At 70.0% G+C, this 14,914-nt stretch carries 13 protein-coding genes; 9 read left to right on the plus strand and 4 right to left on the minus strand.

The features are described 5' to 3' along the window. Positions 1-13: 13 nt before the first annotated feature. Together OHA68_RS01430 and OHA68_RS01435 are read left to right on the plus strand one after the other, a co-directional pair. Positions 14-496: a tripartite tricarboxylate transporter TctB family protein gene (locus OHA68_RS01430; RefSeq protein ID WP_327105983.1), complete on the plus strand. Its 483-nt coding sequence runs from the start codon at positions 14-16 to the stop codon at positions 494-496. Between the two features lie 15 nt (positions 497-511). Next, a complete protein-coding gene (locus OHA68_RS01435) occupies positions 512-2,056 on the plus strand; it encodes a tripartite tricarboxylate transporter permease (RefSeq protein ID WP_327105984.1) in 1,545 nt (514 codons plus the stop codon). Positions 2,057-2,088: 32 nt separating this feature from the next. Here the strand turns inward: OHA68_RS01435 and OHA68_RS01440 are convergent, their stop codons facing one another. Then, a complete protein-coding gene (locus OHA68_RS01440; RefSeq protein WP_327105985.1) occupies positions 2,089-2,472 on the minus strand; it encodes a winged helix-turn-helix transcriptional regulator in 384 nt (127 codons plus the stop codon). Positions 2,473-2,595: 123 nt separating this feature from the next. Between OHA68_RS01440 and OHA68_RS01445 the strand changes: the two genes are divergently transcribed. Further along, on the plus strand, positions 2,596-3,426 hold the full coding sequence (locus OHA68_RS01445) for an enoyl-CoA hydratase/isomerase family protein (RefSeq protein ID WP_327105986.1): 831 nt from the start codon (positions 2,596-2,598) through the stop codon (positions 3,424-3,426). Positions 3,427-3,480: 54 nt separating this feature from the next. Here OHA68_RS01445 and OHA68_RS01450 read toward each other — a convergent pair whose 3' ends face one another. After that, positions 3,481-3,906: a MarR family winged helix-turn-helix transcriptional regulator gene (locus OHA68_RS01450; RefSeq protein WP_327105987.1), complete on the minus strand. Its 426-nt coding sequence runs from the start codon at positions 3,904-3,906 to the stop codon at positions 3,481-3,483. A 77-nt stretch (positions 3,907-3,983) separates the two neighbouring features. On the opposite strand from OHA68_RS01450, the gene OHA68_RS01455 reads away from it, so the two are divergent. The 3 genes from OHA68_RS01455 (at position 3,984) to OHA68_RS01465 (ending at position 9,417) form a co-directional block, all read left to right on the plus strand. Continuing rightward, complete coding sequence (locus tag OHA68_RS01455; RefSeq protein ID WP_327105988.1) at positions 3,984-4,625, plus strand: MBL fold metallo-hydrolase; 642 nt, start codon at positions 3,984-3,986, stop codon at positions 4,623-4,625. 406 nt (positions 4,626-5,031) lie between these two features. Next, positions 5,032-8,865: an nSTAND1 domain-containing NTPase gene (locus tag OHA68_RS01460; protein ID WP_327105989.1), complete on the plus strand. Its 3,834-nt coding sequence runs from the start codon at positions 5,032-5,034 to the stop codon at positions 8,863-8,865. 75 nt (positions 8,866-8,940) lie between these two features. After that, positions 8,941-9,417, plus strand: coding sequence for a hypothetical protein (locus OHA68_RS01465; protein ID WP_327105990.1), 477 nt, complete (start codon positions 8,941-8,943; stop codon positions 9,415-9,417). 65 nt (positions 9,418-9,482) lie between these two features. Here OHA68_RS01465 and OHA68_RS01470 read toward each other — a convergent pair whose 3' ends face one another. Beyond that, positions 9,483-10,541 (minus strand): glycoside hydrolase family 76 protein, encoded by a 1,059-nt coding sequence (locus OHA68_RS01470; RefSeq protein WP_327105991.1) that lies wholly within the window; start codon positions 10,539-10,541, stop codon positions 9,483-9,485. Positions 10,542-10,555: 14 nt separating this feature from the next. Next, a complete protein-coding gene (locus OHA68_RS01475; protein WP_327105992.1) occupies positions 10,556-11,683 on the minus strand; it encodes a GntR family transcriptional regulator in 1,128 nt (375 codons plus the stop codon). A gap of 143 nt (positions 11,684-11,826) precedes the next feature. Here OHA68_RS01475 and OHA68_RS01480 point away from each other — a divergent pair, with 143 nt between their 5' ends. From OHA68_RS01480 to OHA68_RS01490, 3 genes are read left to right on the plus strand one after another with little or no spacing between them, the layout of a single operon-like run. After that, complete coding sequence (locus tag OHA68_RS01480; protein WP_327105993.1) at positions 11,827-13,101, plus strand: glycoside hydrolase family 125 protein; 1,275 nt, start codon at positions 11,827-11,829, stop codon at positions 13,099-13,101. Next, entirely contained in the window at positions 13,098-14,036 is a 939-nt protein-coding gene (locus OHA68_RS01485) for a carbohydrate ABC transporter permease (protein WP_327105994.1), read from the plus strand. The genes OHA68_RS01480 and OHA68_RS01485 overlap by 4 nt, the downstream gene beginning before the upstream one ends. Then, on the plus strand, positions 14,033-14,899 hold the full coding sequence (locus tag OHA68_RS01490) for a carbohydrate ABC transporter permease (protein ID WP_327105995.1): 867 nt from the start codon (positions 14,033-14,035) through the stop codon (positions 14,897-14,899). The genes OHA68_RS01485 and OHA68_RS01490 overlap by 4 nt, the downstream gene beginning before the upstream one ends. Positions 14,900-14,914 lie beyond the last annotated feature (15 nt).

Here is a 14,914-nt window from a genome sequence, read left to right on the forward strand (position 1 = left end):
AAGACTGGGTCTTGTGCGAGAGAGCGCCAAGCCGGATGTGATCGTCGCTGGGTCGCTGCTGGTGCTGGCCCTGCTGTACGGCGCGCTGGCGCTCGGTGAGGGCCTGGGGACGATGGCGGACAGCGGGGCGGGCTTCTTCCCCTTCATCGTCGCGCTCGTACTGACCGCCGCCAGTGTCACCGTCCTTGTGCAGAGCCGTCGGCGGACGCCGGGCGGCGGCACCCCACCGGAAGACGGCGTGGAAGACGAGGGCGAGGTGCGCTGGTGGCGGATCGCGGGCGTGCTGGCCGCCGCCCTGCTGGTGCCGGCGGTGGGCGACACCGTGGGGATGGTCGTGACGTTGGCGATCTCCTTGGTCCTGATGGCCAAGGTCATGGGGGTCTCCCGGTGGAGCAGAGCCGTGATCTTCGGGTTCTCCTTCGGCGCCGCCACCTGGTTGATCTTCGTTCGCTGGCTGTCGGTCCCCCTGCCGAGCGGCACGCTCGGCCTGTTCTGAACGGAAGGACGCCCCGTGGGTGACGCGATCGACAACCTCGGCGCGGGCTTCGCCACCTTCGCCGATCCGGCGTACATCATCCTCGCGCTGGTCGGCGTGGTGCTCGGCACGGTGGTCGGCGTGCTGCCCGGCATCGGGCCGATCGGCGCGATGTCGGTCCTGCTCGGGATGACCACGCAACTGGGCCCTACGGGATCGCTGATCCTGTTCGCCGGCATCTACTTCGGCTCCACGTACGGCGGGTCGACGACCTCGATCCTGCTCAACGTCCCCGGTGAAGCCTCGTCGGTGGTCACCGCGCTCGATGGCCACGAGATGACGAAACGGGGCAGAGCTGGGCCCGCACTGACCATCGCGGCGGTCTCCTCGTTCCTGGCCGGCACCATCGCCATCTTCGGTCTCATGATGTCGGCGCCGTGGCTGAGCGGGATGGCGGTCAAGCTCGGTCCGCCCGAGTATCTGGCGCTGTGCGTCGCGGGACTCCTGCTGCTGGCGGCGCTCGCCGACGGCTCCACCGCGAAAGCGGTCGTCATGATCTGCGCCGGCCTGGCGATCGGCACGGTCGGGATCGACCCGGCCGGCGGTCACTTGAGGTTCACCCTGGGGTCCGACGCCCTGGCCGAGGGCTTCAGCTTCATCGCCCTGGTCATGGGGGTCTTCGGCGTGGCCGAGGCACTCACGATGGTCGGCCGGCGCCGGCGCCCGGAGCCTGTCAAGGCGCCACGGCTCAGGGAGCTCCTGCCCAGCGGGCAGGAGTCCCGGCAGGCGGCTCCCGCGGCGGTGCGTGGCTCGGTGATCGGCTTCCTGCTGGGGCTGGTGCCCGACCCCGCCGCCGTACTGTCGACGTTCGCCTCGTACGTCGTCGAGCGGAAGATCTCCAAGGACCCCGGCAGGTTCGGCAAGGGCGCCGTCGAGGGGGTGGCCGGCCCGGAGGCGGCCAACAACGCGGCGGCGGGCGCGGCGTTCGTCCCGTTGCTGGCGCTCGGGATCCCGTTCGCGCCGACCATGGCACTCGTGCTCGCCGCGCTGCTGCTCAACGGCATCGTTCCCGGCCCGACGTTCGTCGAGGATCAGCCCGAGCTGTTCTGGACCGTGATCGCCGCGATGTACATCGCCAACCTGATGCTGCTGGTGCTCAACCTTCCGCTGGTGGGACTCTTCACCCGCCTGCTGTCCATCCCGCCGCAGGCGTTGATGCCGTTCGTGATCGGCCTGTGCGTCGTGGGCGTGTACGCCGAGAACAACTCGATGTTCGACGTCATGGTCATGCTGGTCGCGGGACTGCTCGGATTCGTGCTGCGCCGAGCCGGGTACAGCATGGCCCCCTTCGTGCTGGCGGTCGTCCTCCAGCCCACGCTCGAAGTCTCCCTGCGCCAGACCCTGGCCTTCTCCGACGGAAACCCCGGGTACGTCCTCGGACGGCCCGTCACGATGGTGATCCTCGGTCTCGTCGTCCTGGCCGTGGCCTGGTCGGCTCGGCGAGCGCTCCGCGCCCGCAGGGGCATGAGGCAACGCCCAGACCAGATCACGGACGAGCGCACGCCCACCCCCGGCGGGTGACGCCCCACGTGTGGCGCGTGCGCATCGAGTTCTCAGCTCTGGAGGTGCTGGTCGTACTGTCTTTGATGCTGTTGGATCTCGTCCGCGTTGTCGACCGTCCAGTCGTACAACCGGCTGAACGGCTCCCGCAGCGATTCGCCGAGCGGCGTGAGTGAGTATTCGACGCCGACCGGCGAGGTGGGCAGCACGCGGCGTGTGATCATCCCGTTGCGCTCCAGGCGGCGCAGGGTCTGGGTCAGGACGCGCTGGGTGACACCCTCAAGGCGGCGTTTGATCTCGTTGAACCGCCTGGGCTCATTGAGGACCGCCATCACCATCATCGACCATTTGTCGGCGATCTGGTCGAGGATCGGGCGGCTGGGACAGTCGGCCCGATAGACGAGGTCCGCCGAGGTACCGGCTTCGGGAATGGCCATATCGGTATCCTTCGCGATCCTTGAGATGCCAGAAGTGCGTTATTGACGGCTGATCACCCACCGCCGCATCGTAAGTATGCATCGGGAACCTAGGTGCCTACCAGATACGGATCGGGGATCTCCATGAACGACGCCTACACGACCCTGCGGGTGCGCCGCGAAGCCGGCATAGCCCGCGTCACCCTCGACAATCCACCTGTCAACGTCCTGGACGTCGCCCTGATGGGCGATCTCCGGCGCTTGCTGACCGCGTTGCGGGACGACGACTCGGTTCGGGTCATCGTGTTCGACAGCGCCAATCCCGAGTTCTTCATCGCCCACGTCGACATGTCGCTCGGTGACACGCCGGACGCGTTGGACGAGTTGGCGCGAGACCTTCCGGATGGTGTCAACATTTTCCAGGCCGTGGGGGAACTGCTGCGGCACCAGCCCCAGGTGACCATCGTCAAGCTCGCCGGGCTGGCGCGCGGCGGCGGGGCGGAGTTCGTCGCCGCCGCGGACATGACGTTCGCGGCGATCGGCCGTGCGGGGATCGGCCAGATCGAAGCCCTCATGGGCATCGTGCCCGGTGGAGGGGGCACGCAGTATCTCGCCACCAGGGTCGGCCGCAACCGCGCGCTGGAGGCGGTGCTGAGTGCCGACCTGTACGACGCCAAGACCGCGGAGCTCTACGGCTGGGTCAACCAGGCCGTCCCCGCCGACGAACTCGATGACGTCGTCGACCGGCTCGCCCGCAACATCGCCGCCTTGCCCGAGGGCGTGATCGCAGCGGCCAAGCGCGCCGTGCTGCCGGAGGACCTGGCCGAGGGGCTCCGGCGGGAGAACGACGCCTGGATGGGACAGATCATGCGCCCTGCGGCCACAGAGCTGATCCGCGACGGACTGGTCCACGGCGCCCAGACCCCCGACGGCGAACGCGATCTGGAGGGCCTGCTCCGGAGTCTGGCCGGCTAGGACCTGGAATCGTCAGGTGCGCGCCTGCACGGTCATAGTCCGGTCATAGTCCGGTCATGGTCCGGTCATGCGGGAGGTCAGGCGGGCCAGCAGGGGGACGCACTCGCGGATGTGCCGCTGCTCGCCGGGGCTGAGCGCCTCGCGGATGGCGGCGTTGAGCCGGTGGGCGCGTTGTGCGCGTTCCCGCTGAAGGCGGGCGCGGCCGAGGTCGGTGATGTGCAGCAGGAGCTTGCGGCCGTCACGGGGATGGGATTCAGTGCGCACCAGACCGTCGCCGAGGAGCTCCTTCACGGATTTGGCGGCGGCCTGGTGCGTCACGCCGCGCAGGTGGGCAAGGTCGGCCGTGGTCTGCGGGCCGTCTCGATCGAGGTAGCCGAGGATGGCGGACTGCCCGGAGGGCATGGCGTCGGCCACCCGTACGGCGCGGACCAGCTCCCCTATCACCTGTCGCAGATCTTCGGCCAGCGCGTTGTCGTCCATGGTCTCCACCCTATCCCAAACTGTGTAACCTAGTTGTACAGTTTGGTTGTACAGTTTCACGGGTTGGAGATACCACCATGCAGCTCACCAAGTTCGGCCACGCCTGCGTGCGCATCGAGAAGGACGGCCGCCGCCTGGTCGTCGACCCCGGCGGCCTCACCGAACCCCGGGCGCTGGACGGCGCCGACGCGGTCCTGGTCACCCACGAACACTTCGACCACTTCTGCGAGGAGACACTGCGGAGAGCCGCTGACAGCAACCCGGCCCTGCGGATCTGGGCCAACCCCTCCGTCGCCGGGCGACTGGACGGCCTCGGCGCCCGGGTCACCCCTGTCGGCGAGGGGGACGCCTTCACCGCCGCCGGCCTCGATGTACAGGTCTACGGGACCTGGCACGCACCCATCCACCCCGACATCCCACGCATCCCCAACATCGGCTTCCTCATCGACGGCGCCCTGTTCCACCCTGGAGACGCCCTCACCGTCCCGGACTCCCCCGTCGACACCCTGCTGCTGCCCGTACACGGCCCCTGGTCCACCACCGGACAGCTCATCGACTACGTGCGCGCGGTGGCGCCGCGCCAGTCCTACGCCATCCACGACGGCGCCCTCAACGATGTCGGCACCGCCATGATCGACGGCCTCCTGGGCGAGAACGGCCCCGGCACCGGGACGATCCACCACCGCCTGACCGCAGGCGCATCCGCCGATCTCGGCTGAGGTCGCATCACACGGTACGTCGTGCCGGATATTCACGTCATTCCGGGCGGGGCAGTGGACACCGGCGCCTTCACCGACACTTCAGGCTCTCCCGGACCGCACCTCGGGCTTTCCGACACCCGCACCCTTCAGAATCCCCGAAGTCCATCAATCTCGAAGAACCAGGAATGCCAGACAGTACGCCCAGGTCCTGCGGCTATGGGCCCGCTCAACCGGTCAACGAACTCTGAGTTCATTTCACACTGACATATCCAACAATAAACGTGAAATCTGCGCACTCCTCGATATTCTTATCCCATTGGTCGCAGCCCCCGTAAAGGCACTACCGTGAATGTCGATAACGGTGTTCGAGGGGTGGGTATATGGATTTGGTCGTGCCGGTGGTGGGTTGTCCTCGGGGCATAAGGTGAAATCTCCGGATGAGGAGACGAGTGTCCCGGAGGGTGCGCCTCCTCCAGCAGGTGGGGGCGCGGGAGTCCATCTGTACGCCGAGGCTCTCGGCCGGGCCAGTGTTCATCAGGCGGGGCGCGATCAGCATTTCCACTACGGTGACGGCCTGCTGAGGCGGCGGCGGGCCAACCCGGGCGGCGGTGCGGGCGACTGCCCTTATCCGGGGCTGGCCCCGTTCGGTCCGGAGCAGGCGCGGTGGTTCTTCGGTCGCGACGAGTTGGTCGCCGAGTTGATCGATCGGCTTGACCGGCGCCTGCGGACGGGTGGCGTCCAGATGGTGGTGGGGCAGTCGGGCGCGGGCAAGTCCTCGCTGCTGTGTGCGGGGTTGCTGGCCAGGCTGAGGCAGGGTGCGCTGGCCGGTTCGGAGCGGTGGCCGGCGGTGGTGCTCACCCCGACGGGCGACCCTCTGTACGCCCTGGCCGCACACCTGTGCGCGCTCATCGGCGGTGACCCGGACAGTGTGGCCGCCGAACTAGCAGCCGGGTCGGCACATCTGGACAGGCTGCTGGACCGGCACGCCGCCGCCGAGGGTCGCGGCGAACCGTTCATCGTCATCGTGGACCAGTTCGAGGAGCTGTTCACTCTCTGCGCGGACGACGGGCGGCGGCGCCTGTTCATCGACCTGCTCACGCACTTGGCGAGCCGGCCGGACGGTTCCGGTGGCCGGGCACGTCCTCCCGTCCTGGTCGTGGCCGGGGTGCGCGCTGATTTCTATGCGGCCTGCGCCGATCATCCGCCGCTGCGGCCCGCTTTGCAGGATCGGCCCCTGCTCGTCGGTTCGATGACGGGCGCCCAGGTGCACGAGGCGATCGTCTGTCCCGCTCTCGACGTGGGGCTGGACATCGAGCCGGGGCTGATCGAGGTGTTGCTGCGCGATCTCGGGGCCGGACCCCGCCAGGGCGAAGCCGGTTACGAGGCCGGGCGGCTGCCGTTGCTGGCCCATGCGCTGCGGGTCACCTGGCAGCAGCGGCACGGCGCCACCCTGACGGTCGAGGGCTACAAGACCACCGGCGGCATCGCCCACGCCATCGCCACCACCGCCGAGTGGGTCTTCGCCGGCCTGGACGATGCCGGGCGGCGGGTGGCCCGGCCGCTGCTGCTGCGCCTGGTCAAGATCGGGGACGGCGACGGCGCCAATGACACCCGCCGCCGGGTCCCGCGTACCGCATTGGTGGACAACAGCACGGACCCCGCCGCCGCGGCGGCCGTCATCGACGCCCTCACCACCGCCCGGCTGCTCACCCGGCACCGCGACACCGTCGAGATCACCCACGAGGCCCTGCTGCGCGGCTGGCCCCAGCTCCGTACCTGGATCGACACCGACCGGGACGACCGGCTGCTCCACCAGGACCTCGAAGAGGACGCGGCGCTCTGGGAGCGCGGCGGCCGCGACCCGTCGACGCTGTACCGAGGCAATCGCCTGGAGAGCGCCCGTACCTTCGCCGGCGCCGTGCCGCACCACGATCTCAGCCCGGCCGCGCGCGCCTTCCTGACGGCTTCGACGCGGCTGCGGCTGCGGGCCGCGCGGCTGCGCACCGGCGTCATCGCCGTCCTCACCGTGCTGGCCCTGGCCGCCTGCACCGCCGCCGTCCTCGCCGTACAGCAGCAGAGCGAGACCGCGCGCCAGCGAGACCTGGCGATCTACAACCGGGTGCTCGCCGAAGCCGACCGGCTCGCGGACGCCGACGCGTCCCTGTCCGCGCAGCTCACCCTCCTCGCCCATCGCATGCGGCCCGGCGCCGAGACCTCCACCCGCCTTCTCGCCACCCAGGGCACCGCTCTGTCGACTCCGCTGCTCGGCCACACCGGCATCATCCAGTCGGCGAAGTTCAGCCCGGACGGCCGCGTCCTCGCCGGCGTCGGCGCGGACATGAGGGTGCTGCTGTGGGACGTCACCGGCCCCGGCCGTCCGAAACGCCTCGGCGATCCACTGACGGGCCATACCGCGGTGATCGCCGCCCTGGCGTTCAGCCCTGACGGGCGCACGCTGGTCAGCGGCGGCGGCGATGGGGCGATCCGGCTGTGGGACGTCACCGACCCGGTCCGCCCCCGACGCTTCGACGGCCTGCGGAAAGCTCACGACGGCGGCGTGTGGTCCATGGCCTTCGGCCGCGACGGGCGCACGCTGGCCAGCGGCGGAGACGGGGCGATCCGGCTGTGGGACATCGCCGATCCGGCGCATCCGAAACGCCTGGGTGGCCCGCTGGACACCGAGGGCTCGGTCTACTCGGTGATGTTCAGTCCGGACGGGCGCACCCTGGCCGGTGCGGACGACGATGGGTCGATCCGATTGTGGGACATCGCCGATCCGGCGCATCCGAAACGTCGCGGTGCCCCGCTGGACACCGAGGGCCCGGTCTGGTCGTTGGCGTTCAGTCCGGACGGGCGCACCCTGGCCGGTGCGGGCAAGAACCATGCGATACGGCTGTGGAACGTCACCGATCCGGCTCACCCCGAACCCCTCGGCAACCCCCTGGCCGGCCATGGCGACAGTGTCTTCTCGGTGGCGTTCAGCCCCGACGGCCGCATCCTGGCCGGCGCCGGCGGTGATCGGACCGTACGACTGTGGGACGTCAGCGACCCCGCCCGGCCGCGCCCCTTCGGCACCCCGCTGACCGGCCACACCCACCTCGTGCGATCGGTGGCGTTCAGCCCCGACGGGCGCACCCTGGCCAGCGCCGGCAATGACCGGTCGATCCGCCTGTGGGCTCTGCCTCGCACCGTCCTGCCCGGCCATGCCGACTTCGTCTGGTCGGTGGCCTTCAGCCCTGACGGCCGCACGCTGGCCAGCGCGAGCCATGACCGGTCGCTCCGGCTGTGGGACGTGCGCGACCCGGCCCGGCCTGAGCCTCTCGGTGCGCCTCAGAAGAGCCCCGGCCCCGTCACCTCGACCGCGTTCAGCCCGGTCGGGCACGTCCTGGCCAGTGCCGGCGGTGACGACGGTGCCGGCAGTGACGGTCATGACGGGTTCGTCCAGTTGTGGGACGTCAGCGACCCGGCCCGGCCGCGGCACCTCGGAGCCCCGCTGAAACTCACCAGCCCTGTTCGCTCCATGGCGCTCAGCCCCGATGGGCGTACCCTGGCCGCCGTCGCCGCCGACCGGCTGATCCGGTTGTGGGACGTGCGCGACCCGGCCCGGCCCAGATCCCTCGGCGTCCCGCTGGCCGGCCACGTGCACGACGTGTACAAGGTGGTGTTCAGTCCGGACAGCCGCACCCTGGCCGGTGCGGGCGCGGAACAGGCGGTGCGGTTGTGGGACGTCAGTGATCCGGCTCGCCCGCACCTCTTCGACCCGCCTCTCGTGGGCCACGGCAACGTCATCTGGTCGCTGGCCTTCAGCCCCGACGGGCACACCCTGGCCAGCGGCTCGGCCGACGAGTCGATCCTGCTCTGGAACGTCACCGACCCGGCCCGGCCCGAGCCCTTGGGCATCCCGCTGACCGGGCACACCGGCAGGGTCAACTCGCTGGCCCTGAGCTCCGACGGGCACACCCTGGCCGCCTCTGGCGAGGATGGCCTGGTGCGATTGTGGGACATCGCCGACCCTGTACGCCCGCGCCTGTCCGACACGCCGCTGGCCGGCCATACCGACACGGTCTGGTCGCTGGCCTTCAGCCCTGACGGGCGCACTCTGGCCAGCGCGGGGAACGACCGATCGATCCGGCTGTGGGACCGGGACGCCGACCGTACCGCCCGCCGGATCTGCGCCACCACCAGGAACACGCTCACGGAGACCGAGTGGCGGCGGCGGGTCGGAGAGGACGTTCCCTACGCTCCGCCGTGCGGTTGAGCACCGCGGGAACCTCAGACCGTGATCGATCGGTTGTCCAAGTGATCAGCCCGGCACAGGGCCAAGGGGGCGGGGATGTTGAGCGAGGCATTGGCAGCGCTGGCGGCGGCCGGGGGCACGGCGCTCGTGTCGGCGATGAGCACCGATGCGTGGACGTCGGCCAAGCAGGGGTTCGCCCGGCTGCTGGGGCGCGGCGGGCCGGAGCGGCAGGAGGTCGCCGAGCGGCGGTTGGAGCGCTCACGGCAGGAACTGGCCGGCGCGACCAGCCGGGAGCCGGAGCGGGCCCGGGTCGAGCAGGAGGCGGCGTGGCGGCTGCGGCTGAGCGATCTGCTGGAGGACGATCCCGCCGCCGAAGCCGAGCTGCGGGTGCTGGTGGCGAGGTTCGGCGCGGCGGTCCCGGCCTCCGGGGAGCGTTCGATCTCGATCGGAGGTGACAACAGCGGGATCGCCTCGACCGGCGATCACGCGACGAACGTGCGGATGCGGGCGGAGGCCACGGGGTCGGGCCGCGTCCATCAGGCCGGACGCGACCAGACCATCAACGAGCGATGACCGCCCCGCCGGCGCCGGGCACATGTCCGCGGTCGCCGGTGGAGGTCACCGTTCGCCGGCAGAGGTCACCGTTCGCCGGTGGCGAGCGGTGGCGACGTCGCGAGAGCCGCGCACACCTCGGTCGCCATCACCGCGCTGAGCTGCGCGGACAGGGAGACCTTCGGCCCCGGCGGGTGGTTCCAGTCCTGGCTCGCCAGCAGCAGGCCGTCGCGCGGGCACGAGCTCCACAGCCGCTCGGTGCTGTCCACCAGGAAATCCCGGATCTCGGGCACGTCCTGGACCTCGACCAGGCGGTGGGCGTACCGGTAGTAGATGCCCTTGAACAGTCCTTCGTCGCCGCCGTCCCCCTCGCGGGAGAAGACGCCGTCCGAGCTCAGCTCGGCGACGGCCGTCCGGGCGGTGCGCGCGGCCCGCGACAGGTACGCGTCCCGGTCGAGGGCGTCGGCGAGCTCGACGCACGCGCCGACGTACAAGCCCTGGTTGTACGTGAAGCGCCAGTCCACGTCGATGCCGTGGTCCTCCTGGCGGTTGACGCCGTCCTCCACGAACCCGTCCGGCCGCACCAGGGCGCCCTCCAGCCAGTCCATCACCCGGACCGCCCACTCCAGGTAGCGAGGGTCGCCGGTGTCCCGGTGCAGCCGGGCCGACAGGATGACGAACGGGGCGTTCGCCGGGGTGTTCTTGTAGTACGGCTGCTGGACGCGCCAGGCGATGCCGCCGCCCTCGTGGTCGTTCCAGCCGTGGTCGAGCACGTGCTGCCAGATCGCGGTGACGTCGCGGCGCAGGTCGGCGGAGCCGGTGGCCTCGGCCAGGCGCAGGGTCGCCAGCGCGAGCCAGAGCATGTCGTCGAAGTAGTCGTTGAAGAGCGCGCCGTCGTTGCGCCGGCGGATGCCCGCCAGGATCGCCGCGGCCTGGTCGAGCCGGGCCGGGTCCGCGGTCCGCCGGTACGCGTCGATCCGCACGTCCATGGCGTGCGCGAGCCACCAGTAGTTGAAGACGTCGTTGTCGCCGGGCTCCAGCGGGTGCCAGTTGTCGAAGAGCTGGTCGCCGGGGGCGGCGAAGTAGTGGTCGAGGCTGCGCTGAGCCAGGTCGGCGCGGTCGTTCCAGAGGTCGGGCTGCGACAAGGGTCCTCCGTGGGTCAGCTGGTCTCGGGTTCGACGATGGAGAAGGGGACGATGGTGCGCCGCGGCACCGGCTCGCCGCGCATCTGGGCGAGCAGCAGGTCCACGGCCTGCCGGCCCATCTCCCGCTGGTCCTGTCGCACGTGCAGGAAGCCCGGTCCGGAGACCGGGTCGAGGGGCGAGTCGAAGCAGGCGATCAGCGGCCGCGGCTCCGCCCCGGAGACGGCCCGGCCCATCACCCGCGCCAGGTTGTACTCGCACACCACGAACGCGGTGACCTCGGGCCTGCGGGCCTGGAAGGCGTGGATCCGCTCGACGTCGGCCTGCACGTTGTCCGGGGTGAACGCGCCCGGCAGCGTGCTGGACAGGTCGGTCAGCTGGTGCGTGTGGTCCAGGGACTGGCCGCGCGCGACGAAGGCGGCGCGGAAGCCCTCCAGCCGCTCCTCGATGCTGGAGGTGTTCTCCGGAGGGGGAGACACGAACGCGATGTGCCGGTGTCCCTGGTCGAGCAGGCGCTCGGTCAGCGCACGCGCGGCGGCCACGTTGTCGGTGTGCACGGCGCACACCTGGATCCCGGCGAGATAGCGATCCACGAGGACCAGCGGATAGCCGTCGAGGATGATGCGGAGCAGGCCGGCGTTGTAGTACTCGCCGTGCACGGGGAACACGATCAGGCCCTCGGCGAGCCCGGCGTCGACCATCGACCCGATGGCCTTCTCCTCCTCTTCCTGGCTGCCGCGGGTCCGCTTGATCACCAGATTGATGCCGCGCTCGGCGCAGCGCTCCTCCACCGCGCAGAGCAGCTCCAGCCCGTACGCCTCGGACGCGTCCGGATAGATCATCGCGATCGCCCCGGGCACCCGCTCGCCCTCCACCGCCGCCGCGCGGGCCGGGGAGACCGTCAGGGCGTCGAGGTCGGGGAGCTCCGCGGCCACGAACGAGCCCTTGCCGCGGATCCGATGCACGACGCCGGCCTGCCGGAGGAGCTCCAGCGCCTTCTTCGAGGTGATCCGGCTGACCTCGAACCGCTCGGCCAGCTCCATCTCCGAGGGGACGCGGGCGCCGGGAGACAGCGCTCCGCGCCGGAGCTCGTCCAGGAGGTAATCGATGATCCGCTCGTACAGAAGCGGGCCTCTCTCAGCCACTCTTCCCCTTCACAACTTGGTATGTCACCACACCAAGATATATATCATCTTATAGATTGCAAGCCAAAACATATTGACTTATGCCAACTTGATTCCTACGTTTCCCTCAGATGACATCTCGCGCACCTCACGAAGGGAAACGCGTGAACGCCGTCCCCACAGTGCTGCACGACGTGGCCGACCAGGTACGAACGCTCCTGGCGCCCCGGTTCCCCGAGGCTGCCGCGATGTTCCGGCAGTGCTTCCTCAACACGCTGGAGACCACGGTCAAACGGCTGCCGGACGGGACCACGTTCGTGCTGACCGGCGACATCCCGGCCATGTGGCTGCGCGACTCGGCGGCCCAGATCGAGCCGTACGTACGGCACGCGGCCGCCGACGACGACCTGCGGGCCATGGTCCGCGGAGTGATCCGCCGCCACGCCCGCTACGTCGCCCTGGACCCGTACGCCAACGCGTTCAACGAGAGCCCCGACGGCCAGGGCCACCAGGACGACCACACCCGGCTCACGCCCTGGGTCTGGGAGCGCAAGTGGGAGCTGGACTCCCTGTGCCACCCGCTCCGGCTGCTGCACCTCTACTGGACGGCCACCGGCGACACCGAGGTGTTCGACGAGGCCGTGCACCGCATGCTCGCCGCCGCCGTCGCGACCATGCGGGCCGAGCAGCACCCCGAGTCCTCGCCCTACAGCTTCGTCCGCCCGGACCCCCAGCAGCCCACGGACACGCTCGTCAACGAGGGGCGCGGCCCGGACTGCGGGTACACCGGCATGGTCCGCTCGGCGTTCCGGCCCAGCGACGACGCCTGCACCTACGGCTTCCTGGTCCCGGCCAACATGTTCGCGGTCGTCGTGCTCGGGCACGTGGCCGACTTCGCCCGCGACTTCTACGCGGACACGGCCCTGGCCGACGACGCCACCGCGCTGCGCGCCGAGATCGAGGACGGCATCACGAGGTACGCGATCGTCGACCACCCCGACCACGGCCCCGTCTACGCGTACGAGACCGACGGGCTCGGCAACCACCTCCTCGCGGACGACGCGAACATCCCCAGCCTGCTGTCCCTCCCCTACCTGGGATACCGCCCGGCCACGGACCCGACGTACCAGAGCACCCGGGCCCTCGTGCTCAGCCCCGGCAACCCGTACTACAGCTCAGGCAAGCACGCCCGCGGCGTGGGGAGCCCGCACACCGAGCCCGGCCAGATCTGGCCGATCTCGCTGGCCGTGCAGGGCCTCACCGCCACCGACCCGGCCGAGCGCGCCGAGTTGCTGAACATGCTCACCGCCACCACCGCCGGCACCGGATACATCCACGAGAGTTTCGACCCCGACGACCCCGGTGTCTTCACCCGCCCCTGGTTCGGCTGGGCCAACAGCCTGTACGCGCAGTTCGCCATGGAGGTGGCGTTGACATGACCCAGACGCTCGCCGGCCCGCCCGCGGTCGGCCGGGCCTCACCCGGCCACGCCCGGCCACCGCGCTCCCGGTTGACCCGGCACCAGGCGCGGGCCGGGGTGCTGTTCGCCACGCCGGCGATGGTGCTGTTCGTCATCTTCACCGTGCTGCCCGTGATCGGCGCCCTCGGCCTGAGCTTCACCTCCTACGACGTGTTCACGCCGCCGACGTGGACCGGCCTGGAGAACTACGCCAGGCTGCTGGAGGACACCACCTTCTTCGTCACGCTGCAGAACATCCTGCTGTACTGCGCGATGTTCGTGCCCGTGATGATCGCCGCCTCGCTGCTCCTGGCGACGGCGCTCAACAGCCGGCGCCCGGCGATGGGCGTCTTCCGAACCCTCTACTACATCCCCGTGGTGACCTCGCCGGTGGCCGCCGCGACCGTGTGGACCTGGATGCTCAACAGCCACTACGGGCCGATCAACGAGATCCTCGGCTTCTTCGGCATCCCGGGCCCGGCGTGGGTGGGCGACAGCAGCACGGCCATGGTGTCGATCGTGCTGGTCACACTGTGGCAGGGGGTCGGCTCCAACATGCTGATCTACCTCGCCGGCCTGCAGAACATCCCTGCCCACCTGTACGAGGCCGCCGCCCTGGACGGGGCCGGCCGCTGGGCCGCATTCGTCCACGTCACCTGGCCGCAGCTGCGGCTGACGACGCTGTTCGTCACGACCCTGTCGCTGATCGGCGCCTTCCAGCTCTTCGACCAGGCGTACGTGATGACCAAGGGCGGTCCGGGCAACTCGACGCTGACGCCCGTCTACCAGATCTACGAGACGGCCTTCAACCGGCTGCAGATGGGCTACGCCTCGGCGCAGGCGTTCACGCTGTTCCTCATCATCGTGGCGGTCACAGTGATCAACATGCGGATCAACCGGAGTGACGAGACATGACCAGGCGGATCAGGGTCGTCCTGTTCTACGGCGTGCTCACCGTCGTGGGACTGTTCATGCTGCTGCCGTTCCTGTGGTCGCTCAGCACGTCGCTCAAGCCCGACGACGAGATCATCGCGCTGCCGATCAAGTGGCTGCCGAGCTCGATCACCTTCGAGCACTACTGGTCGGCGTTCACCGCCGTGCCGTTCGCCCGGCACTTCGCCAACTCGATGCTGCTGGCCGTGGCCGGGGTGGTCACCAACCTGCTGCTCGGGGCGCTGGCCGGCTACGCCTTCGCGCGGCTGCCGTTCCGGGGCAGCCGGGTGCTGTTCCGGCTGCTGCTGGCGTCGATGATGGTGCCGGCCGTGGTGACGCTGGTGCCGTCGTTCATCATCGTCCGCAGCATGCCGCTGGTCGGCGGCAACGACCTCGCCGGGCAGGGCGGCGTCGGGCTGCTGAACACGTACTGGGCGGTCATCCTGCCGGGCGCGGTCGGCGCGTTCGCGGTGTTCATGATGCGGCAGTTCTTCCTCGCCCTGCCGAAGGACCTCGGCGAGGCGGCCCGGGTGGACGGATGCCCCGAGTTCCGCATCTTCTGGAAGATCTACCTGCCCCTGTGCCGTCCCGCCCTGGCCACGCTCGCGGTGTTCACCTTCGTCGCGGGCTGGAACGGCTTCCTCTGGCCGCTGATCGTGCTCAACGACCCTGACATGAGCACCATCCAGATGAGCCTGGCCGCCTTCTCCTTCAACCGGCAGACCGACTACGGGCCGCTCATGGCCGGATCCATCGTCGCCATGGCGCCCACCCTGCTGCTGTTCGCCTTCGCGCAGCGCTATCTCACCCGGGGTCTGGCCTTCACCGGCTCCGGCATCCAGTGACCTGTCTTTCACGAA

This window comes from Nonomuraea glycinis (assembly GCF_035920485.1).
In the GTDB taxonomy this organism is placed as follows: Bacteria; Actinomycetota; Actinomycetes; order Streptosporangiales; family Streptosporangiaceae; genus Nonomuraea; species Nonomuraea glycinis.

Excerpts from the sequence above, each read along its gene's own strand:
- OHA68_RS01445 (WP_327105986.1), top strand. The coding sequence starts at position 2,596 with ATGAACGACGCCTACACGACCCTGCGGGTGCGCCGCGAAGCCGGCATA.
- OHA68_RS01440 (WP_327105985.1), bottom strand. The coding sequence starts at position 2,472 with ATGGCCATTCCCGAAGCCGGTACCTCGGCGGACCTCGTCTATCGGGCC.
- OHA68_RS01450 (WP_327105987.1), bottom strand. The coding sequence starts at position 3,906 with ATGGACGACAACGCGCTGGCCGAAGATCTGCGACAGGTGATAGGGGAG.
- OHA68_RS01465 (WP_327105990.1), top strand. The coding sequence starts at position 8,941 with ATGTTGAGCGAGGCATTGGCAGCGCTGGCGGCGGCCGGGGGCACGGCG.
- OHA68_RS01455 (WP_327105988.1), top strand. The coding sequence starts at position 3,984 with ATGCAGCTCACCAAGTTCGGCCACGCCTGCGTGCGCATCGAGAAGGAC.
- OHA68_RS01485 (WP_327105994.1), top strand. The coding sequence starts at position 13,098 with ATGACCCAGACGCTCGCCGGCCCGCCCGCGGTCGGCCGGGCCTCACCC.
- OHA68_RS01490 (WP_327105995.1), top strand. The coding sequence starts at position 14,033 with ATGACCAGGCGGATCAGGGTCGTCCTGTTCTACGGCGTGCTCACCGTC.